The organism is Halobacillus rhizosphaerae (genome assembly GCF_046719735.1).
Taxonomy (GTDB): domain Bacteria; phylum Bacillota; class Bacilli; order Bacillales; family Halobacillaceae; genus Halobacillus_B; species Halobacillus_B rhizosphaerae.
Genome location: NZ_JAUTWQ010000028.1, coordinates 26,690 through 45,959, shown reverse-complemented (window position 1 = coordinate 45,959; position 19,270 = coordinate 26,690). Strand labels below are relative to the sequence as shown.

18 protein-coding genes are annotated in these 19,270 nt (G+C 43.3%); 16 read left to right on the top strand and 2 right to left on the bottom strand.

Annotated elements, in window-relative coordinates; genetic code table 11:
* The first annotated feature begins 203 nt into the window (after positions 1-203).
* From Q7A53_RS20025 to Q7A53_RS20000, 6 genes are all read left to right on the top strand, one after another.
* Complete coding sequence (locus Q7A53_RS20025; RefSeq protein WP_411790983.1) at positions 204-1,499, top strand: HD domain-containing protein; 1,296 nt, start codon at positions 204-206, stop codon at positions 1,497-1,499.
* Between the two features lie 14 nt (positions 1,500-1,513).
* A complete protein-coding gene (locus tag Q7A53_RS20020; RefSeq protein WP_411790982.1) occupies positions 1,514-2,014 on the top strand; it encodes a YwgA family protein in 501 nt (166 codons plus the stop codon).
* A 157-nt stretch (positions 2,015-2,171) separates the two neighbouring features.
* Positions 2,172-4,178 (top strand): ABC transporter permease subunit, encoded by a 2,007-nt coding sequence (locus Q7A53_RS20015; protein ID WP_411790981.1) that lies wholly within the window; start codon positions 2,172-2,174, stop codon positions 4,176-4,178.
* A 15-nt stretch (positions 4,179-4,193) separates the two neighbouring features.
* Entirely contained in the window at positions 4,194-6,212 is a 2,019-nt protein-coding gene (locus Q7A53_RS20010) for an ABC transporter permease subunit (protein ID WP_411790980.1), read from the top strand.
* A complete protein-coding gene (locus tag Q7A53_RS20005; RefSeq protein ID WP_411790979.1) occupies positions 6,209-6,775 on the top strand; it encodes a GNAT family N-acetyltransferase in 567 nt (188 codons plus the stop codon). Before Q7A53_RS20010 ends, Q7A53_RS20005 begins: the two co-directional genes overlap by 4 nt.
* Positions 6,776-6,786: 11 nt before the next feature.
* Entirely contained in the window at positions 6,787-7,134 is a 348-nt protein-coding gene (locus Q7A53_RS20000; protein WP_411790978.1) for a VOC family protein, read from the top strand.
* Between the two features lie 86 nt (positions 7,135-7,220).
* Here Q7A53_RS20000 and Q7A53_RS19995 read toward each other — a convergent pair whose 3' ends face one another.
* Complete coding sequence (locus Q7A53_RS19995; protein ID WP_411790997.1) at positions 7,221-7,469, bottom strand: 2-hydroxymuconate tautomerase; 249 nt, start codon at positions 7,467-7,469, stop codon at positions 7,221-7,223.
* 326 nt (positions 7,470-7,795) lie between these two features.
* Between Q7A53_RS19995 and Q7A53_RS19990 the strand changes: the two genes are divergently transcribed.
* The 5 genes from Q7A53_RS19990 (at position 7,796) to Q7A53_RS19970 (ending at position 11,949) form a co-directional block, all read left to right on the top strand.
* The gene (locus Q7A53_RS19990; protein WP_411790977.1) at positions 7,796-8,083 is read left to right on the top strand and encodes a TIGR04104 family putative zinc finger protein; all 288 of its coding nucleotides are present in this window, start codon (positions 7,796-7,798) and stop codon (positions 8,081-8,083) included.
* Between the two features lie 216 nt (positions 8,084-8,299).
* A complete protein-coding gene (locus tag Q7A53_RS19985; RefSeq protein ID WP_411790976.1) occupies positions 8,300-8,479 on the top strand; it encodes a hypothetical protein in 180 nt (59 codons plus the stop codon).
* Positions 8,480-8,635: 156 nt separating this feature from the next.
* Positions 8,636-9,184, top strand: coding sequence for a YwhD family protein (locus Q7A53_RS19980; protein WP_411790975.1), 549 nt, complete (start codon positions 8,636-8,638; stop codon positions 9,182-9,184).
* Positions 9,185-9,443: 259 nt separating this feature from the next.
* Positions 9,444-11,501, top strand: coding sequence for a HelD family protein (locus tag Q7A53_RS19975; RefSeq protein WP_411790974.1), 2,058 nt, complete (start codon positions 9,444-9,446; stop codon positions 11,499-11,501).
* Positions 11,502-11,607: 106 nt separating this feature from the next.
* Entirely contained in the window at positions 11,608-11,949 is a 342-nt protein-coding gene (locus Q7A53_RS19970) for a YolD-like family protein (protein ID WP_411790973.1), read from the top strand.
* A gap of 667 nt (positions 11,950-12,616) precedes the next feature.
* Here Q7A53_RS19970 and Q7A53_RS19965 read toward each other — a convergent pair.
* Positions 12,617-14,674: a transglycosylase domain-containing protein gene (locus Q7A53_RS19965; RefSeq protein ID WP_411790972.1), complete on the bottom strand. Its 2,058-nt coding sequence runs from the start codon at positions 14,672-14,674 to the stop codon at positions 12,617-12,619.
* Between the two features lie 132 nt (positions 14,675-14,806).
* Here Q7A53_RS19965 and speE point away from each other — a divergent pair, with 132 nt between their 5' ends.
* The 5 genes from speE to argS all read left to right on the top strand — a co-directional run bounded on the left by speE (position 14,807) and on the right by argS (position 19,262).
* Positions 14,807-15,637, top strand: coding sequence for a polyamine aminopropyltransferase (speE, locus tag Q7A53_RS19960; protein WP_411790971.1), 831 nt, complete (start codon positions 14,807-14,809; stop codon positions 15,635-15,637).
* Positions 15,638-15,650: 13 nt separating this feature from the next.
* Positions 15,651-16,523 carry an agmatinase gene (speB, locus tag Q7A53_RS19955; protein ID WP_411790970.1) on the top strand — a complete coding sequence of 291 codons (873 nt, stop codon included), beginning with the start codon at positions 15,651-15,653 and terminating at the stop codon, positions 16,521-16,523.
* A 90-nt stretch (positions 16,524-16,613) separates the two neighbouring features.
* Positions 16,614-17,060, top strand: a complete 447-nt coding sequence (locus tag Q7A53_RS19950) for a hypothetical protein (protein ID WP_411790969.1) — start codon at positions 16,614-16,616, stop codon at positions 17,058-17,060.
* Between the two features lie 91 nt (positions 17,061-17,151).
* Complete coding sequence (locus tag Q7A53_RS19945; RefSeq protein WP_411790968.1) at positions 17,152-17,595, top strand: YwiB family protein; 444 nt, start codon at positions 17,152-17,154, stop codon at positions 17,593-17,595.
* Positions 17,592-19,262, top strand: coding sequence for an arginine--tRNA ligase (argS, locus tag Q7A53_RS19940; protein ID WP_411790967.1), 1,671 nt, complete (start codon positions 17,592-17,594; stop codon positions 19,260-19,262). The genes Q7A53_RS19945 and argS overlap by 4 nt, the downstream gene beginning before the upstream one ends.
* Positions 19,263-19,270: the final 8 nt, after the last annotated feature.

The following is a 19,270-nucleotide window of genomic DNA, read 5'->3' as shown; positions in this document are numbered from 1 at the left end:
ACAACTTGGCTCATTTATTAACCTCAAATAATTATACCAGAACTTTGCTGTTGCATGAACGGCACAGCAGTTGTAAAATTATCGATTGGCTCTCAAGAACGAAGAAGCAAGTAATGGGAAAAATTTAATTGGCTGTCAAGATGTTTTTTTGACAGAAAATAAGGTATATAATAGAAAAAATAGCAGGAAGAAAGGACAAGCAGATGGCTTATCGTGATGAAAAATTACATGAAGAAAAAGTATTTAAAGACCCCGTCCATCGCTACGTTCACGTAAGAGATCAAGTGATTTGGGACTTAATCGGCGCGCCTGAATTCCAGCGGCTGAGAAGGATTAAGCAGCTGGGAACATCCTACCTGACCTTTCATGGGGCCGAGCACAGCCGGTTTAACCATTCTTTAGGTGTCTACGAAATCGTTAGAAGGATCCTGGAGAATTTCAAAGACCGGCCCAACTGGGATAGTCGCGAACGGCTGCTTTGTTTATGTGCAGCTTTGCTTCATGATCTTGGACACGGGCCTTTCTCTCATTCATTTGAAAAGGTATTTAAGCTGGACCATGAGGAGTTTACTCAGCGCATTCTGCTTGGAGACACCCATGTAAACCAGATTCTTTCCAAAGTGGAGGCTGGTTTCCCGCAAAAAGTGGCCGATGTTATTAATAAAACGTACAGCAATAAGCTGGTTGTTAGTTTGATTTCGAGTCAGATTGATGCGGACAGGATGGACTACCTGCAGCGGGATGCTTATTTTACCGGGGTCAGCTACGGACATTTTGATATGGAGCGGATTTTGCGCGTGATGAGACCAATGGAAGATCAGGTGGTCATCAAAGAAAGCGGCATGCATGCGGTAGAAGATTACATTATGAGCCGTTATCAAATGTATTGGCAGGTGTATTTTCATCCGGTCACCCGAAGTGCAGAAGTGGTTTTATCCAAAGTTCTTCACCGTGCCAAAGAACTGTACGATGAAGGCTACACGTTCAAGCTCCAGCCGGTTCATTTTTTGTCTTTTTTCGCGGGCAAACCGACGCTTAAGGAGTATTTAGCGCTGGATGAAGCCGTTACGCTGTATTATTTTCAGGCATGGATGGAAGAGGATGATCCGGTACTTAGTGATCTCTGCGATCGCTTTGTAAACCGGCGTTTGTTTAAATACATTGAATTTAATCCGAATTCCCAGATGAAAGAATGGATGGAGCTCTACCAGCTATTTACGAAAGCAGGATTGAATCCGGATTATTATTTAGTGGTCGATTCCAGTTCCGACCTGCCGTACGATTTTTACCGGCCGGGAGAGGAAGAGGAGAGGCTTCCGATTCACCTGCTCAAGCCAAATCAGGAGCTGAAAGAACTATCGCGGCTATCTGATATTGTTGAATCGATTTCTGGGAAGAAACGGACGGATCATAAATTATATCTTCCTCTCGATCGATTAGAGGAAATGTCCTCTCGCAGTAAAACGAAGAAACGGATTATGGAAATATTGTATGGATAAGGAGTGGAGCCTCCATGTTAGAAAATCATGCGAAGCTGCTGAAGTTTTTTACCAGTTCTGAAGAAATTGTCGGACGGAAAAAGCTGCAGAAGATGATTTACATACTCAAAAAGTGTGAAATCCCATTTGAAGAAAAATATCAATTCCATTTTTACGGCCCTTATTCAGAGGAGCTAACGTTAAGAATAGAAGAGATGTGCAATCTTGGATTTATTGTAGAGACGAGAGAAGAGAAGAAAAGCTATTACCAGTACCGCTATCAAGTTGCAGACGCGGGCAGGGAGTTTCTTGAGCATTATCAGATGGACCTGCCACCTCTGGACGATCACATTCAGGCGATGAATGAGAAGAGCTCACGGTTCCTGGAGCTAGTATCTACCATGCTTTTCTTTGAACATTTACCAAAAGAAGAAGTGACCGAAAAGGTGTATCGGGTCAAAAGTAAACAAAACTATAGCGATGAAGATATTGAAGAGGGCTGGAATTTTATTGAAATGTTACGACAAATTCATTAAAATGTAATAGAGATGTAAGATATACTGATGATCCAGTATATCTTTTTTTGTAGATTAGTGTCTGATAATTAGGAAAATTAAAAAGAGACGCTTACATAGGTAGAGAAAACAGGTTCAGCCCGCACATAAAAGAGACAGCAGAGGTTTGCCTGGAGGGATGAAAGTAATCGGGGGTCAAAAAATGAAGGTCATTAAGTTTTTGTTTTACTATGTCCTGGGATTGGTCGGTATTGTATTTATTAGTGCATCGCCGGCTCTTTTCAGAAATGGAACGTTCTTAAATGTTCCTGCTTATATTACTTCTTTGCAGCACTTATTTACCCAGGTGCTTACTCCAGGTGAGTGGGTCTATCATTTTAAGGGGCAGCCTATTCCGGTTTTACAATATTTGTGGCACCCTTATTCGTATTCGATGACGGTATTTTTTGCGGGGATTCTGCTCGGATTTGTCTTTGCTTTTATTTTAGCGTTAGTGACATTCTTTTTGCCGCGATGGGCAAAAAATTTGGTCGGTCGATTGTTAAACGTCCTGGAATCTGTTCCGGATTTACTTCTGGCTTTTTCACTGCAGCTAGCGGTGGTCTGGTTTTATAAGCAGACCCATATTCTGATTCAATTCGCTGCAGTAGGGCAGGAAAGGGTGTACTGGCTGCCGATTATAACGATTGCTGTACTGCCGATGATTTCTCTCTACAAAGTAATGATGATGCTGATTGATGAAGAAATGACTAAGTCCTACGTGCAAATGGCGAGAAGTAAGGGCCTTGAAAAGGGATTTATTTTAAATATGCATGTGCTGCGAAATATGATAAAAAGTGTCTTCTACCATTCGAAGATTATTATTTGGTCCAGTCTTTCCAGTCTGCTGATCGTTGAATATATCTTTAATATGAATGGAATCACGACCGCTTTTAGAGAGGATTTTACACCGCTCGTTTCTTTCTTCATCCTATTTATGCTGTTCACACCGTTTTTTGTACTCTATCAAGGGACAGAATTATTTCTGTTTAAGGATAAAAGTGCGGATGGGGAAGTCGATTTTAAAATGAACCGCTTTATGAGCAAGGGTTCGGTAAAACTAAAAGGGAACTGGATGAAAGATGTTCTCAAAGAGATCGGTGCCCACTTTAAGAATGGAAAGTTTCTGATTGGTTTTATCGTTATCATAGGGATATTTCTGACAAGTGTTATTTATTCCATCACGGCAGACCCATTAATCGACAAGTATTATCAAATTTACAACGATGAAGGTAAGCTTATCTCCGCTGCTCCTCATGCACCAAAATACATATTTATGGGGACGGATGTATTAGGTTTTAGTATTTTTGACAAGCTGCTGGCAGGAGCGAAATATACGATTGGCTTTGCTCTGATTGTAGCTTTTCTAAGGATGGCGATTGGTTTTATTCTAGCGATCCCGTATGCTTTCTTCCTGCCGGCTAAACTGCAGAGAGGAATAGAAAAGCTGGTGGATGGCATGCATTTCCTGCCTCAAACCATTATTGCTTTACTATTGCTTGCCCCTGTCTTGAACATGCCGATGGGTGGATTTACGACTAGTTTAACAGACAGGGTTCTCTACGAGGGGATTATTCTAGTCCTGCTTGTGATTCCATTAGTAGTCGTGCTTTTTGGAAATGAAATGAAACTGATTATGAAGCAGGAATTTGTGATGAGCACGAAGATTCTTGGAGGCAGTTCGCTGCATTTACTTTGGAAACACCTCCTGCCGCATTTAAGTGCCCGGATGGGAATTGTCTTTGGGCAGCAGTTTATTCAAACCTTACTTATCTTAATTCACCTAGGATTATTTGAACTCTTTTTTGGAGGTACGATTGTGAGCTACGGAATGATGGCAGACCCTGCCCGTTCCGTCACGTACGAATGGTCTGGTTTAATTGGGGCAGCCAAAGACTCGTTAATGTCAGGGCGATGGTGGCTGATTATACCTGCCTTGGTGGCATTTATGATATTGATTCTTGCCATGCAGCTTGTGATTCAAGGGATTAAAGAAGTCCAGCAGGTGCGGGTCGGCGTGCCTATTGAGCGGGGGAACTGGTTAAGAAAGCTGCTCCCTGCTCGGAAGGATCCGGCCGTTGAGGCTAGCGACCCTAAAGAAGATGATTTTGTTTTTACTGATCAGAAGCAGTCTAATTCCATGTAGAAAGAAGGTAACTTCGTGGGGCGTATTCTTCGTCTTATCCAATATTATTTACTTGGACTTGCCGGCATAGTATTCGTAAGCGCATTGCCTGTCTTTTTTACTAATAACGGACTGCTTAGTTTAATTTCTTATGGGAGAGAAGTAGTAACGTTAATCGGCAGTCTTCTCAGTCCGGAAAAATGGGTGTACGTGGAGAACAGCAGGGAGGTTCCGATCCTTCCGTATTTATGGGATCCATATGTGTATTCGATGCAGGTAGTGCTGGCCGCTCTTGCCCTGGGGTTTCTACTAGCAATTCTGCTCGGAGCTGGGACGATCTTTCTGCCATCTTATATCCGCTCTGGGGTCAAACGCCTGCTTAATCTGCTGGAGACAATTCCTGATTTGCTCATTGCCTTTATCATTCAGCTGGCCATTGTAGCAATTTATAAAAAAACCGGCGTGCTTGTTGCTCAATTTGCCACGATGGGCGGCGACCAAATTTATCTGGCTCCCATTGTAACCTTGGCCGTACTGCCTTTGATCTCCTTTTATAAAGTCATGGTACTGTTCCTGGAAGAAGAGATGACTAAGCATTATGTGCAATTTGCTCAAAGTAAAGGGGTTAAACACCGCTCCATCGTGCTGGTGCACGTGTTCCGCAATACGGTAAGGAGCTTATTTTACCATTCGAAAATCATTGTCTGGAGCACACTTTCCAGTTTGCTGGTCGTCGAGTATGTCTTTAACATGCACGGCATTACCACGATGATTATGGAAGATTTCCGTCCGCTAGTCACTGCTGTGATTCTGTGGATGGTCTTTACGCCGTTCTTTCTCATTTATCAGGGGATTGATCTGCTGATTACGCGCAATGAATCGAAAACGGTAACGGTTCGATTTAAATCGGCACGGTTCTGGTCGAGATGGCGCCAATGGCCGATTTGGGACTTGATGTGGCGAGGCTTTAAGGAAACCATCGCTCACTTTAAAAACGCAAAATTCACAATCGGCTTTCTCGTAATAGTTGGCATGCTAGCCTTCAGTGTGTACCATTCGCTGAACGCTGAGGTTCTCGTGAAAAAATATGAATACATTTATGGAGAGAATCATCGGCTGATTAGTGCGCCGCCTCATAGTCCAAAGTATGTGTTCATGGGAACCGACCCATTAGGATTCAGTATTTGGGATCAGCTGGTGGCCGGGGCGAAATATACGATTCTGTTCGCTGTGCTGATTGCTTTTTTACGAGTGGCGGGGGGACTGGCTTTATCAATTCCTTATGCATTTCTGCTTAAAGATAAATGGCAGGAGCGAGTAAACAAGGTGGTGGACAGTCTTCATTATCTGCCCCTTAGTGTCATGGCGCTCGTTATTCTTTATCCGATACTAGTGAAAAGTCCCGACGGCTTTCAATATGAACTCGGCGACCGGATCATCCTCGAAGTATTAGTCTTAACCATCCTCGCTCTGCCGCTGCTCACGACGCTCATTGGAAATGAAATCCGGCTGTTGATGCAGCAGGAATTTATTCTCGGGGCCAGGGTGCTCGGGGGGAATAACCGGCATATGCTCTGGCGTCATTTACTGCCCCATTTAGGTTCACGCCTTGGGATTGTGTTCGGCCAGCAGTTTATTCAAACGTTGCTTGTTTTTATTCACTTAGGCGTGTTCGGGCTATTTTTCGGTGGGACCATTAAAACGTTTGATCCGTTTTTCTCTGATCCTGTGCGCAGCTACAGCTATGAATGGTCAGGATTAATCAGCTCGGCTAGAACCTCTTTAATGACCGGCCAGTTATGGATGATTATCCCGGTACTGCTTGGCTTTGTTATTTTAATTATTTCCATGCAGCTGATCGTTGAGGGGATCAAAGATGTCCAGCAGAAACGAGTAGGCGTCCGCTTTGTAGATCGCAGAAGCTGGCGGAACCGGCTGCGTGCCCGCAGAAAGCACCACGCCAATAAAACAGAGCAACCGGTGAAACAAAGTGGATTTACTTTTGTCAATAAAGAGAAATCAAATCTTCCAATAAAAAGGGGTAGAGAATATTGAAATGGGATCAAATTCCTGTGTTACAGACTGAAAACTATCAATTGCGAGGTTTAAATATCTACGATGCGAAAGAATTGTTTCCTTTTATGAGCGACCTTGAAACTATGAAATATATCACTTCTAAGCCGCTATCCTCCTCAGAGGAAATGAATGAATATGTGGAAAATCGGATCAACCAATTTTATAACGAAAAGGAAATCCCCTGGGTCATAGTGAAAGAAGAGGCGGTACTTGGTTTCTTCCGCCTGCACAAACTCAATTTCTGGCATCGAAAAGGGGAAATGGCGGCGGTCGTTCATCCTGACTATCAGCAAAAAGGGGTGATGAGTGAAGTATTGTCTGAAATTCTACCATTCGCATTTGAACAATTAGAATTAAACCGGCTGGTGGGGGATATCTTTGCTGGAAATGAAGCGTCTAAAAAGCTGCTGAAAAAGTTTGGATTTACGGAAGAGGGCCGGCTGAGACAGACGGATTTTGATGGGAAAGATTTTCACGATACGGTGGTGTTTTCGCTGCTTTCAGAGGAGTATGGTGCCTTAAACAAACGTTTGATTAAGTAAGGAGGATCTCAATGAAGACAAGCCTTGACCATGTTAGAGTGAACGTGAAGGACCTGCAGAAAGCAATAGATTGGTATGAAACATATTTAGGCTTTAAAGTGGATACGGTGTGGCCGCCGGACAAGCCGAACTACGTCCATTTTCAGAAAGAAGAGGGAGCGATCTTTGCGTTGATGGAGCATCCGGATTATCCTTCTCCCGGCCGATTTAATTTCTACATAGAATACGTGGATGATTTGTGGTCAGAGCTTAAAGATCAAGTAGACGTCGTGGAGGAATTGGGGGAGACGGCATACGGCAGCCGCAAGTTTACGATTCGTGATCCTGATGGAAATGAATTAGGTTTCGTTCAGTCGTAAGCGGCAAAAAACCCTGAGCACTGGATGCTCAGGGTTTTTGCTGCCTATGTAGTTTCAAGCCGATGGGCGTGGAATATCCGTACGGCTCAATCGATTAGTCTTTTTCCAGCAACTCCGTAATTACTTTTAGACATTTCTTCAATCACGACAGTAACCGCCGTTTCCTTTGCACCCGTTGTTTTTGTAACGGCACTGGTCACTTCTTCTATCAACGCTTGTTTTTGTTTATCTGTGCGTCCTTCCAGCATTTGAACAGTTACGATAGGCATAGCACGACCTCCCCTTTTAATTACATAGATCGTTCTTAAACAATATTCGCCATTTTTCTTAGAAATCCTTCTTTCGAGATAATTTTTATTTTGAAAAGTTATTTTGATATCAAGTATTCAAGTATGGGGGAGTTTAATTGAGATTCGGATTCGGGATAATATCCAGATTTTGAAACTTTACCACAACTCACTCGTATTAGGATTAGATTATTTTAGAAGTAATTTCTAGTAGAAGAGAAAGTTAAGAGCTTACGTAAGAAACGATATGGATTTTTCCAATTATCTTGATATCTCAAGTTGTATTGATTTTGGGGCGATTGTTTTATCTGATATGAATGTGACCAAGGAAATTAATGGTTAGGTTTAAATTTTTTTAAAAGTTGGTGTTTTCTATGACTAGTTGTGATTGTTGTCATACCGAGTTTAGGTGGGGTGAAATTTTAAAGGCAAATTTCCTTCATGGTTTTTGTAAATGTAGAAATTGTAGTTGTGCTCATAAAATTGACTTTCTTTCGAGATTTAAAGTAACGCTTTTAAGTGTTGTACCTTTCCTTGTATTCGGATTGTTTTTAACCCCTTTCGAAAGTAATTTTTTTACAATATTGATAGGTTTATTAATATTTATATTAGGGATGCTCTTCACTCCTTTTGTGGTTAATTATAATTTGACGAGTAAGTAGATGGTTTAATATCTCCCAGATAATGAGCATGATTTCCTAGAGCTATCTTGATTTCAAGTCTTCCTGTATCTGAGGCATTTTTTTAATAGAGTCCTTAGTTCATAAGCAAAGCCGTGTTTAGCTTTTTAACTAACTGAGCTGTTAATTTTATTAAATAAAATTGTGATATTTCTAATCGTACATCAGTGATGAAGATTGGATATGGAGGTGTGAAATATGTCTGACGAAGTTTTATTTCTCTTGGTTATGATATCCATGGCTATATGGGTTACGGTCTCTAGAGAGGTTGTAAAACCTTCAAAATTAAACCGGATGAAAATGCTAACATTACTGTCTGCTGGTTCTTTATCTACTTTAATTATTACCATTAATCTTTTTCAAAGCCTGATGATGTAGCTCCTCGTTAACGGGAGGGGGGATTTGAAAATCTGCTTCATTCTTCTAACTCTGGCAGAGCAAGAGTTTTTATATAACAGAAAGCTGAGCTGTGAAATCAAGCAGCCGATTATGTTAAAATAAATTCACTAGTAAGGTCAAAGGAGGACATTTATCATGAAAGAATTTGATCAATTTAAAAATAATGATAATAAAGAAGATAAAGATAAGAAGAAAAATCAATTTACGATTATTAAAGATGACTCCACTGATGGACACGGAGGCTACGGAGTCGGCTCCATCAGTCTGGAGAACATGACCCCGGTCATTGTCGATCCTACAGAAGAAAAAGCGTACGTAGACATGGGAGCGCTGCATGCCCGCAGTGCTGCTGAAAAACGAGTGAAATTCATCCCGGAAAAATCCGAAGTGCCTAACGGAAAATTGTTCTGGATCGTCTGGGTAACCGTGGACTTTACAGAAGGAAAGCCTTGCTTCCATGGTGTGGCAGGCAGTGAAATTCGCGTAGACCGGGAAATCCGCCGCGGCTATAAATCTATGCCTGAACATGTGAATCATATGGATAAATCACTGAAAGGACGATTCGTAGTTGACCACATGGATGATAAATCCAAAAAAATCCTAGGTGAATATTTACGTGACTTTAAACCTGAACTATGGGAAAACACAAATCAGGAATTAAAAGATTCTCTCGGCATTCAATAAAGAAAGTAGCGGGTTAAGGTCTTAGATCGATTACCATGCGAAAAGAGAAAGTCAGAGCCCTATAATATACACCAAAAAAGGCTAACCAGAACTCTGGTTAGCCTTTTATTTATGACTTAAATGGTTTCTTGTTTTGACTAAGATATTTTTAAGGGGGGGTTAATTATAATATATAATACTACCCACTCAAGTATAAGTCTATATTTTTTTAATTTTTTCTCTAAAATAAATTATACCATTTAATTTAGGGGGATTCGGTATGGTCTTTAACAAAACGGAAGAAGAGGAAAGACAGTATCTTGGGGTGGTTTTGAGTAAACTTCGTAAAAAACTGTTCGACCTTGAGGATAGGATTTCTTCTTCTCACAGTGACGTATTAGAGGCTAAAAAATTTATATGGGAAAATAAGCTTGATCAAGCAGAACAAGCATTTAATCGAGAACATGTTTCGTTAAAGATCGACTTTGGTGAAAAGGAAATGGCTCAGCGCAGCAAGGTTCAAAAGTTATTGAATTCTCCTTATTTCGGAAGAGTCGACTTTGTTGAAAAGGGTCAAACAGAAATAGAGAATATCTATATTGGAATACATTCTTTTGTGGAAGAGAATAACTTAAATCATTTGATCTATGATTGGCGAGCTCCTGTATCCAGTGTGTTCTATGATTTCGGAATGGGTAAGGCGGATTATTCCACGCCAGTAGGCAAAGTAGAGGGAGAGGTTCATTTAAAAAGGCAGTATAGTATTAAAGCAGGTGTTATGGAATATATGGTTGAAAGCTCGTTAAATATTAATGATGACATTTTATTAAAAGAACTTAGCGGTACTTCAGATGAGAAGATGAAAAATATTGTCACCTCGATTCAAAAAGAACAAAACGCTGTGATCAGGAATGAAACTTCTAAAGAGGTCATCATCCAGGGTGTGGCAGGATCGGGGAAAACCTCTGTCGCTTTGCACAGAATAGCCTTTTTGTTGTATCGATTCAAAGATACGTTAACCTCGAAGAATATTTTAATCATTTCCCCGAATAAGGTTTTTTCTAATTATATTTCCAATGTTTTACCTGAACTGGGCGAAGAAAATATTAGGGAAGTTCATATAGAGGAATTAGCTCATAAACAGCTCTCCGGCATGGGAAAAATACAGTCGTTTCATCAACAAATAACGGATTTGATGGATGCTGGGGATCAGGATTTTATAGATCGTATAAAGTATAAGGCATCCATAGACTTTTTACATGAGCTGGATGGTTTTATCAATTATATGGATGCTGAATACTTTTCACCAGAAGATGTAACAATCGATTCTGTATTTATTTCAAAGGAGGACTTAGTAAGGACTTATCACACATATGAAAGGATGCCTATTCAACAAAGATTAGAAAAGGTTGCTTCGATTGCTGGAAACAGAGATCGTAAGGGGAGGAAAGTATCCCCTGCTACCTCTAGAAAAATAAAATCTGCTATAAAATCAATGTTTAAGTATCAAGATCTACTTTCATTGTACAAAGATTTTTATCACTATATTGGAAAACCACACCTCTTCAAATATAAATCCGGAAAAATAATGGAGTACGCAGATGTCTTTCCCCTAATGTATTTAAAATCCTATTTTAATGGACTGGAGTCCTATGATTATGTAAAGCATCTATTAGTAGATGAAATGCAGGATTATACTCCGATGCAATACGTTGTTTTGTCTAAGCTATTTAGGTCTAAGAAAACCATTTTGGGTGATCGCAATCAGTCGGTAAATCCGTATTCCTCGACGTCTATAGCTGAGATGAAAAAGGTGTTTCCAACCGCAGAAACAGTTGAGTTATTAAAAAGCTACCGTTCAACAATTGAAATTACAAACTTTGCTCAACAATTAAATGATAATAATAAACTGATTCCAATTGAACGGCATGGCGAGGAACCCCAAATTTTAAATTGTAAGAGCAGGACGAGCGAATTTGAAGAAATAAGAAAATTAATGATTGATTTCTTGCAATCGGATCACAATTCATTAGGGATCATCTGTAAGACACAAACTCAGGCAAGTGAAATGTACCAGGCTGTAAATCGCGTAAGCCAAGATATAGTTTTGCTGAGTTTCGATAGTGAGGAGTTCCATGAAGGCATTATCATCACATCGGCTCCTATGTCTAAAGGACTGGAGTTTGATCAAGTTATCGTTCCTTTTGTTGACGCGGCCAGCTACCATACTGATTTAGATAAAAGTTTGTTGTACATTGCCTGCACAAGAGCCATGCACAAATTAAATCTAACGTACGCTGATACGCTTACTCCTTTTTTCAAAAACACTCAGAAGTGAGGATTCCATGCAGACGATTATTGCTCAAACTAAAAAATTCCAGTTTACTCGGAGAACATTTATGATAGAATAAGAACAAACGTTCCCGTTAAGGAGTGGATAACAAGTGGATAGCAAACATCGTGATCGCGGATCGATTAAGTGGACGTCTTTAATGCTGCCTGAACATGTGGAAATGATTAAAAAGCTTTGGAAAGAAGACGAGCGGGTAGAGCAAGGGATATTGGATGAACAGAAGGCAGTGGAAATTGACTTTATGCTGCAGCGGGCCTTGCATGATGATTTAACTGTGCGGCTCAAGGTCTATAACGGCTTTGAATATGAAGTAGTGAAGGTGAAGATGGAATACATCAGCAAACTCGACCGCAAAATTTTCGGCACCAACTGGGAAACGAAAGAAGAGGTCATATTGCGGCTTGAGGATATAGCGGATATTGATATTATCTAATGTGTTCACAAAAAGTTCACAAGTGATTTTGGAATTTTTTGAATATGAATCTTGACGGTGGTACAAGAAAGGTACTATATTAAGTATCACATGGAAGCTACATGTGTACTAGGACGGAGAAAACGACCGGTTTATGCCGGTCGTTTTCTCTGTTTTATTATAGCAAGGAGAAAGGGAGCCTGATTGGAGGGCAGGACACCCCTGGAATTGGGCAGCGATGTACTCTATCGGTCGTTAACAAGCTTCTATCTTCTCTAAAAAAGGATCTATCGCCGAAAAAATTAAATCTATTGTCCCTAATCGCGGTTCTATCGGCAGAAAGTGAGAATCTATCGCATATTTGCCATTCTATCGTACGAAAAATCAGTTCTATCGCCCTCTGCACCCCGCTTTTTCGCACGCTAACATCTGCCATCGTCAGTCTATCGCACGGAAGCACAATATCGCCTCGAGCAACCCGGGCAATGGCGGGGAAGCGTCATATCGCCTCGAGCAACCCGGGCTATCGCACACAAGCTGAAGCCTATCGCCCAAAATCACAAGCTGCAGCCCATCGCACCCCCCAGGTGCCCAGCCTCCAACAGCACGCGCAATTACACCAAGGCGCCAGAAAACCTGCCCGTCATATTCAGCGCCATATCGCCACCCGATATGACGCCCTTCCACTCTAAAAGAACCAATCCACCATACTTTTAAACCAGCGATTATCTTTAAATTCTTTTTCTACTTCATCCTTCAGCTTACTGTCATCGCCGCCGCACGTTTCTTTCGGGATGTCTTTTTTCTTCAGGTAAACGAGCCGCTCTTTCGGGCAGTTGGGACCGGACAGTTTGCCGGTGTCTGGATCAATATAGACTCCTTTCACACCAGGCGTTGGAGTGAAGGCGGCGTTTGGGAGTGACTTATGGATGTCTTCCATCGTGTCGGCCCACACTTCTTTCGGAATCTGGTGATCGGCGGTTTTCGTCAGTTTCTTACTGCCGTCATCATAGCCGGTCCAGACGCCTGTGACATACTGCGGGCTGAAGCCGATCATCCAGCTGTCATAATCGGTTGTGCCGGATTTTCCACCGTACATGCGGGTCAGGCGGTCGGCAATTGTAGATCCGGTGACGCTCATGTATCCATTTAAGGCGGTGTCAAACATGCCTGTCATCATATGAGTGACCTCGAAGGCGTTATCGGGATCGATTTTGTCGTCTTCTTTGTATGTTGGCTTGTATTCATACAACACGTTTCCGTGACGGTCGGTAATTTTGTCTACCGTATGGGCATGAATCGATTCGGTGCCCGAGATCAGCCGGCCGTAGCCATTGACCATATCGTAAAGCGATATGGAGGCTGTTCCGAGTGCGAGTGAGGGAACAGCTGGCAGCTTGCCGTTGATGCCAAAGGTGTGCAGAGTTTTAACCAGGTTCTTTGGACCGATTTCCATATTCGTTTTCACGGCGTAGATATTGTCTGACAAAGCAAGCGCCTGGGCCATGGTAATCGGCTTGTCTGCATAATAGTCGTTATAATTGGCCGGCGCATACATCTTGCCGTTTTTCAGTTCGAAAGTTGTGGGCTTGCTTTCCTTCATTGTGACCGGCGAGTAGCCTTTACCTAAGGCCGCATAATATAAGAATGGCTTAATTGTCGATCCGACCATTCGCTTCGCCTGCGTCGCCCGGTTATAGGAGCTTGCCGCGTAATCGCGTCCGCCGGCAAGAGCCGTGACCGCTCCGGTATTGCTATCCATAACGACGGCCGCTGTCTGGACGTCGTCATTCGGGTTAATATCTTCGCGTATCGCTTTGTCCAAATCCTGCTGATGTTCTTTAATCAGAGAGGTGTGGATATGGTAGCCGCCGGTTCGCAGCTCTTCCCGGGAGATATGAAGAAGGTTAGCGGCTTCCTGGACAACCTGGTCTTGGAAATAAGGGGCCACTTCGCTGTGGGCCACTTCCGCTTCCTTATCTGAATAGGCGAGGGTGACCGCCTGAGCCTGCTGTTCTTCAGAGGCCGTAATGTACCCGTTTTTCTCCATTTCTGACAGCACCTTAGCTTGGCGTGAGGTCGCATTTTCTTCGTTTACTAGCGGTGAATAGTAGCTTGGTCCTTTAGGAATACCGGCAAGCATGGTCGCCTCGGCTAACGTCAAGTTCTTGGCATGCTTGTCAAAATAGGACCGGCTTGCGGCCTCGATTCCGTATGCACCATGACCGTAATAGATCGTATTTAAGTAGCCTTCCAGAATTTCATCTTTGGAATAAAAGAGTTCCAGACGAACCGCAAAGAGTGCTTCGGATAGCTTACGTTTCCACGTTTTTTCCTGGGAAAGGTAGAGGTTCTTCGCGTATTGCTGGGTGATGGTGCTTGCTCCTTCCGCCATGCTCATCGTTTTAATATCTTTCAGACCGGCAGAAGCAATCCGACGGAAATCGAAGCCGAAGTGATCATAGAAGCGATGGTCTTCAATAGAGACCGTAGCGTCAATAATGGACTGAGGCATCTCATCTTTCTTAATCCAGTACCGTTCTTCGGCTCCGTGGTCCTCTCCAATCACTGATCCGTCCTTACTATAATAAAGGGTGTTCTGTTCGGTCATAAGGGATGGCGGCCCCTGGCTGATGGCAAGACCAAGAATCCCAATAACGGCAAGCGCAGCTAAAATAGCCGTAAACACAGCTAGTTTGACGCTTCTTTTTGCCCATTTTAATGAAAAACGAATAAATAATATCATGTTGCTATGCTCCTGCCTGTTAAGAATTCATAAAGATTGCTATTATTATGGGTAAATCATTAGTAAAATAAACGTATTGCTGGTTATAGCGGCAAGGAGAAATGGCTTAGGAAATGAAAGGAGAACGAATAAATGGGTACTTGGTTTACAGAAAAACAGACCGATCACTTTGGAATTACAGCGAAAGTGAACCGGTCTTTGCATAAAGAACAAACAGATTTTCAAAGTTTAGAAATGCTCGAAACGGAAGAATGGGGGAATATGCTCGTTCTGGATGATATGGTGATGACGACTGAGAAGGATGAGTTTGTCTATCACGAAATGCTCGCGCACATTCCGCTGTTTACTCACCCGAGCCCGAAACAGGTGCTGGTCGTGGGCGGCGGTGACGGAGGCGTGATTCGCGAGGTGCTGAAGCATCCCAGTGTGGAAAAAGCGACTCTTGTAGAAATCGATGGCAAAGTAATCGAGTATTCGAAGCAGTATCTGCCGAGTATTGCCGGTGCTTTGGAAGATGAGCGGGTCGAAGTGAAAGTCGACGACGGCTTTATGCACATTGCAAAAAGCGAGCGGGAATATGATGTGATTATGGTGGATTCCACGGAACCGGTTGGTCCTGCTGTGAATCTGTTTACTAAAGGTTTTTATGAGGGGATTGCCAAAGCTTTAAAAGAAGACGGGATTTTTGTGGCACAGACGGACAACCCTTGGTTTAAATCCGATCTGCTTCAACAAGCTTATGGAGATGTTCAAGCGACTTTCCCGATCACGAAAGTATATACGGCGAATATTCCCACTTATCCGAGCGGTCTGTGGACGTTTACGATGGGAAGTAAAATTTATGATCCATTGCAAGTTCCGGCAGAACGTTTCCATGAAATGGAGACGCGCTATTATACAGAAGAGCTGCAGACTGCTGCTTTTGCCCTGCCGAAATTTGTGAAAGATTTATTACAAGGCTGAAGGGGGACGGACAATGGTATTTGATCATGGTTACTCCGGTAAAGTATTTATTATGAGCCGGCCGGAAGAAGAGCCGGCGGATGCTGTCATTTATGGTATGCCGATGGACTGGACGGCGAGCTTTCGTCCCGGTTCCCGCCTTGGTCCGAATCGCATTCGCGAAGCCTCGATCGGTCTTGAGGAATACAGTCCGTATTTGGATCGTCACCTGGAGGAAGTGAACTATTTTGATGCGGGGGATATGATGCTGCCTTTCGGAAATGCGGCACGCAGTCTCGACATCATCGAAGGATACATGGACGAGCTGCTTGCCAAAGGCAAATATCCGCTCGGCCTCGGCGGGGAGCATCTGGTTACCTGGCCGGTGCTAAAAGCGATCCATCGTAAATATCCGGATGTGGCGGTCATTCATATCGATGCTCACGCTGATCTCCGGGAAGAATATGAAGGAGAAGTTCTTTCCCATTCCACCCCGATCCGCAAAGCGTGCGGGCTGCTGGGTCCGGAGAATGTTTACTCCTTTGGGATCCGCTCGGGGATGAGGGAAGAATTTCAGTATGCTAAAGAAAGCGGCATGTATATGGCGAAATATGAAGTGCTGCAACCGCTGCAGGAGATCCTTCCGAAACTTGCCGGCCGTCCGGTGTACGTGACGATTGATATTGATGTGCTCGATCCTGCTTACGCTCCAGGAACCGGTACAGCTGAAGCAGGCGGTATTTCTTCCAAAGAACTACTCTCAAGCATTCATGCGATCGCGGCTTCTGATCTGAATGTCATTGGTTCAGATCTCGTGGAAGTGGCCCCAGCCTATGACCCTACAGAGCAGACGCAAATCGCTGCTAGTAAATTTGTGCGCGAAATGCTTTTGGGCTTTGTTAAATAAATGATAGAATAGAGAAATGGTACGAAAAGCCACTGTGATTGCTCTCATAGTGGCTTTTCTTCTTGAACAGAAGTAAAGGAGCGCTTGCAAGTGACGAATAAAATGATAGGATTAATCGCCGTCTATGCCGTAATTATGGCAGGACTGCTTTATGTAACTTTTGCAGAGGAATGGAACCCTTCCGGCAATACGTACAGTGTAGAAGATCAGACGCTGACGATCGAGCAGGGAGTGTTCAGTAAAGATACCCGCACCATCGATATGAAAGGAAAGCAGGCGGACGTGCTGCGTTATTTTCTCGCGATGTCTGTCGAACGTGAGCATTGGAGACAGGACCTGACTGTCATCGGACTGATTCTGCCCTTTTTATTATTTATTTTCTACCGTGACCGTCGTCCGTTTAAAAGCTACGTTTCTTATGGCTGGTATGTGACAATAATAGCAGCTATAGCGGTGTTGTATGCGGCTTACAGTATACCGGGCCATGTGAGTGAGATTCAGGATATTCATCAGCAGGTAAATCAGTTAACATCGTAATGGAATAGAGTTCCTCTTGAGTTTTTGAGTAGGAGTTCTTATAATAAATAAGTTAAAGTGTACGCCATCCGATAGATAAAGGAGCGATAAAATGACGAGCAGCCATGCCACAGACGTCCAGGTGCAACTCGTAACGGAGATCAGAGAAGCAGATCGGAATGAGAAAATGAACATCTTTGAGCCGGGTCAGTTTTATCAGCGCGGAGAAACCCAGGTACTCACATTTACAGAACACCCAGACGAGGGAGATCCTGTGAACACGATGATTACTATAAAACCGAGTCACGTGAGTATAAAACGGACCGGCGGCGTAGCGATGCGCCAGGTATTTCAGCCGCAGATCGAAACGGAGAACATCTACCACCATACGTACGGAGATTTTCATATGAAAACTGTCACCAACGAGATTGACTTCCAATCGCTTAATGAGGGGAATCAAGGACGTTTGTTTATTAGTTATCAAATGACATTAAACCACGAAGTAACTCAAGCCCACCGCTTGACGCTGACGTTTAAGGAGGAAAGTAAAACATGAACATTGTAGAAAAGACGGAGCAGAAGTTGAAGGATGAAATTGTCCGTTCGGTACTTGCGGCAGGCCTTGCCAGTGAAGAGGAGATGCCGGAAGTCGTTCTTGAGCAGCCGAAGGACAAAGCTCATGGAGATTACGCGACGAATATGGCTATGCAGCTGGCTCGTGTCGCGAAGAAGAACCCGCGGGTGATTGCTGACGAGCTTGTTGAGGAATTTGACCACTCTAAAGCTTCGATTGATAAAATCGAAATTGCTGGTCCGGGTTTTATTAATTTTTATATGAACAATCATTATTTAACGGATCTTGTTCCGGCTATTCTTGAGGATGGAGCGGCTTATGGCCGGACGGAAACAGGAAAGGGTCATAAGATTCAAGTGGAATTTGTCTCCGCAAATCCTACAGGGACGCTGCACTTAGGGCACGCGCGCGGGGCTGCCGTTGGCGATTCGTTATGTAACGTGCTCGAAGCTGCTGGGTATGAAGTGTCCAGGGAGTATTATATTAATGATGCAGGAAATCAAATGGCTAATTTAGCTTTTTCCGTGGAAGCGCGTTATATGCAGGCGCTTGGCAAAGACTGGGACATGCCGGATGACGGCTATCACGGCAAAGATATTATTGAGCTTGGGAAGAAGCTTGCCCAGGAAGACGGGGACAAGTGGGTGGATGCGTCAGAAGAAGACCGTTTGAAGTTCTTCCGTGAGTATGGATTGAAATATGAACTGAACAAAATTAAGACGGACCTTGAAGAATTCCGAGTGCCGTTTGACGAGTGGTTCTCTGAAACGTCCCTTTATGAAGGCGATAAAATTCAAAGTGCTTTAAACGTTCTGAAATCGAAGGATTACGTGTATGAGAAAGACGATGCGACCTGGTTTGAGACGACGAAATTTGGCGACGATAAAGACCGTGTTCTGATCAAGAATGACGGCACGTACACTTATTTAACGCCGGATATTGCGTATCATAAGAACAAGCTGGACCGCGGCTTTGACACGCTGATTAACATTTGGGGAGCCGACCACCACGGGTATATTCCACGGATGAAAGCGGCGATCCAGGCGCTAGGTTATCAGGAAGGTACGCTGGAAGTGGAAATCATTCAAATGGTGAACCTGTTCCAGGACGGTGAAAAAGTGAAAATGAGCAAGCGGACTGGAAAAGCGGTCACGCTGCGTGAGCTGATGGAGGAAGTCGGCATTGATGCTATGCGTTATTTCTTCTCCATGCGCTCCAGTGATTCTCATCTCGACTTTGACATGGATCTTGCCCGGTCAAATTCTAATGAAAATCCTGTCTATTATGTTCAATATGCCCATGCAAGAATTTGTACGATGCTGAAGCAGGCCGAAGAAAAAGGCTTGAATAAAGACCTTGAGTTTGACGGCAGTTTGCTGTCCTCTGAGAAAGAGGAAGACCTGCTGAAGCGGCTCGGTGAATTCCCGCAGCTCGTGGCTGACGCTGCTGAGAAACGGGTACCGCACCGGATCACTCAATATGCTTTTGATTTAGCTTCCAACCTTCACAGCTTCTATAACGCAGAAAAAGTTCTCGATGCGGATCATCCTGAGCGGACTGCCGCAAGAATTGCATTGATGAAGGCTGTGCGCACAACTTTGGTCAACGCGCTGACAATAATTGGCGTGTCTGCACCAGAGCAAATGTAGCTGCATAG

Bases quoted from the DNA above. Each gene is read 5' to 3' on its own strand.
- argS (WP_411790967.1), top strand. From the start codon at position 17,592: ATGAACATTGTAGAAAAGACGGAGCAGAAGTTGAAGGATGAAATTGTC.
- Q7A53_RS19945 (WP_411790968.1), top strand. From the start codon at position 17,152: ATGACGAGCAGCCATGCCACAGACGTCCAGGTGCAACTCGTAACGGAG.
- speB (WP_411790970.1), top strand. From the start codon at position 15,651: ATGGTATTTGATCATGGTTACTCCGGTAAAGTATTTATTATGAGCCGG.
- Q7A53_RS20015 (WP_411790981.1), top strand. From the start codon at position 2,172: ATGAAAGTAATCGGGGGTCAAAAAATGAAGGTCATTAAGTTTTTGTTT.
- Q7A53_RS19985 (WP_411790976.1), top strand. From the start codon at position 8,300: ATGTCTGACGAAGTTTTATTTCTCTTGGTTATGATATCCATGGCTATA.
- Q7A53_RS19965 (WP_411790972.1), bottom strand. From the start codon at position 14,674: ATGATATTATTTATTCGTTTTTCATTAAAATGGGCAAAAAGAAGCGTC.
- Q7A53_RS19980 (WP_411790975.1), top strand. From the start codon at position 8,636: ATGAAAGAATTTGATCAATTTAAAAATAATGATAATAAAGAAGATAAA.
- Q7A53_RS20000 (WP_411790978.1), top strand. From the start codon at position 6,787: ATGAAGACAAGCCTTGACCATGTTAGAGTGAACGTGAAGGACCTGCAG.
- Q7A53_RS19975 (WP_411790974.1), top strand. From the start codon at position 9,444: ATGGTCTTTAACAAAACGGAAGAAGAGGAAAGACAGTATCTTGGGGTG.
- Q7A53_RS20025 (WP_411790983.1), top strand. From the start codon at position 204: ATGGCTTATCGTGATGAAAAATTACATGAAGAAAAAGTATTTAAAGAC.
- Q7A53_RS19990 (WP_411790977.1), top strand. From the start codon at position 7,796: ATGACTAGTTGTGATTGTTGTCATACCGAGTTTAGGTGGGGTGAAATT.
- speE (WP_411790971.1), top strand. From the start codon at position 14,807: ATGGGTACTTGGTTTACAGAAAAACAGACCGATCACTTTGGAATTACA.
- Q7A53_RS20020 (WP_411790982.1), top strand. From the start codon at position 1,514: ATGTTAGAAAATCATGCGAAGCTGCTGAAGTTTTTTACCAGTTCTGAA.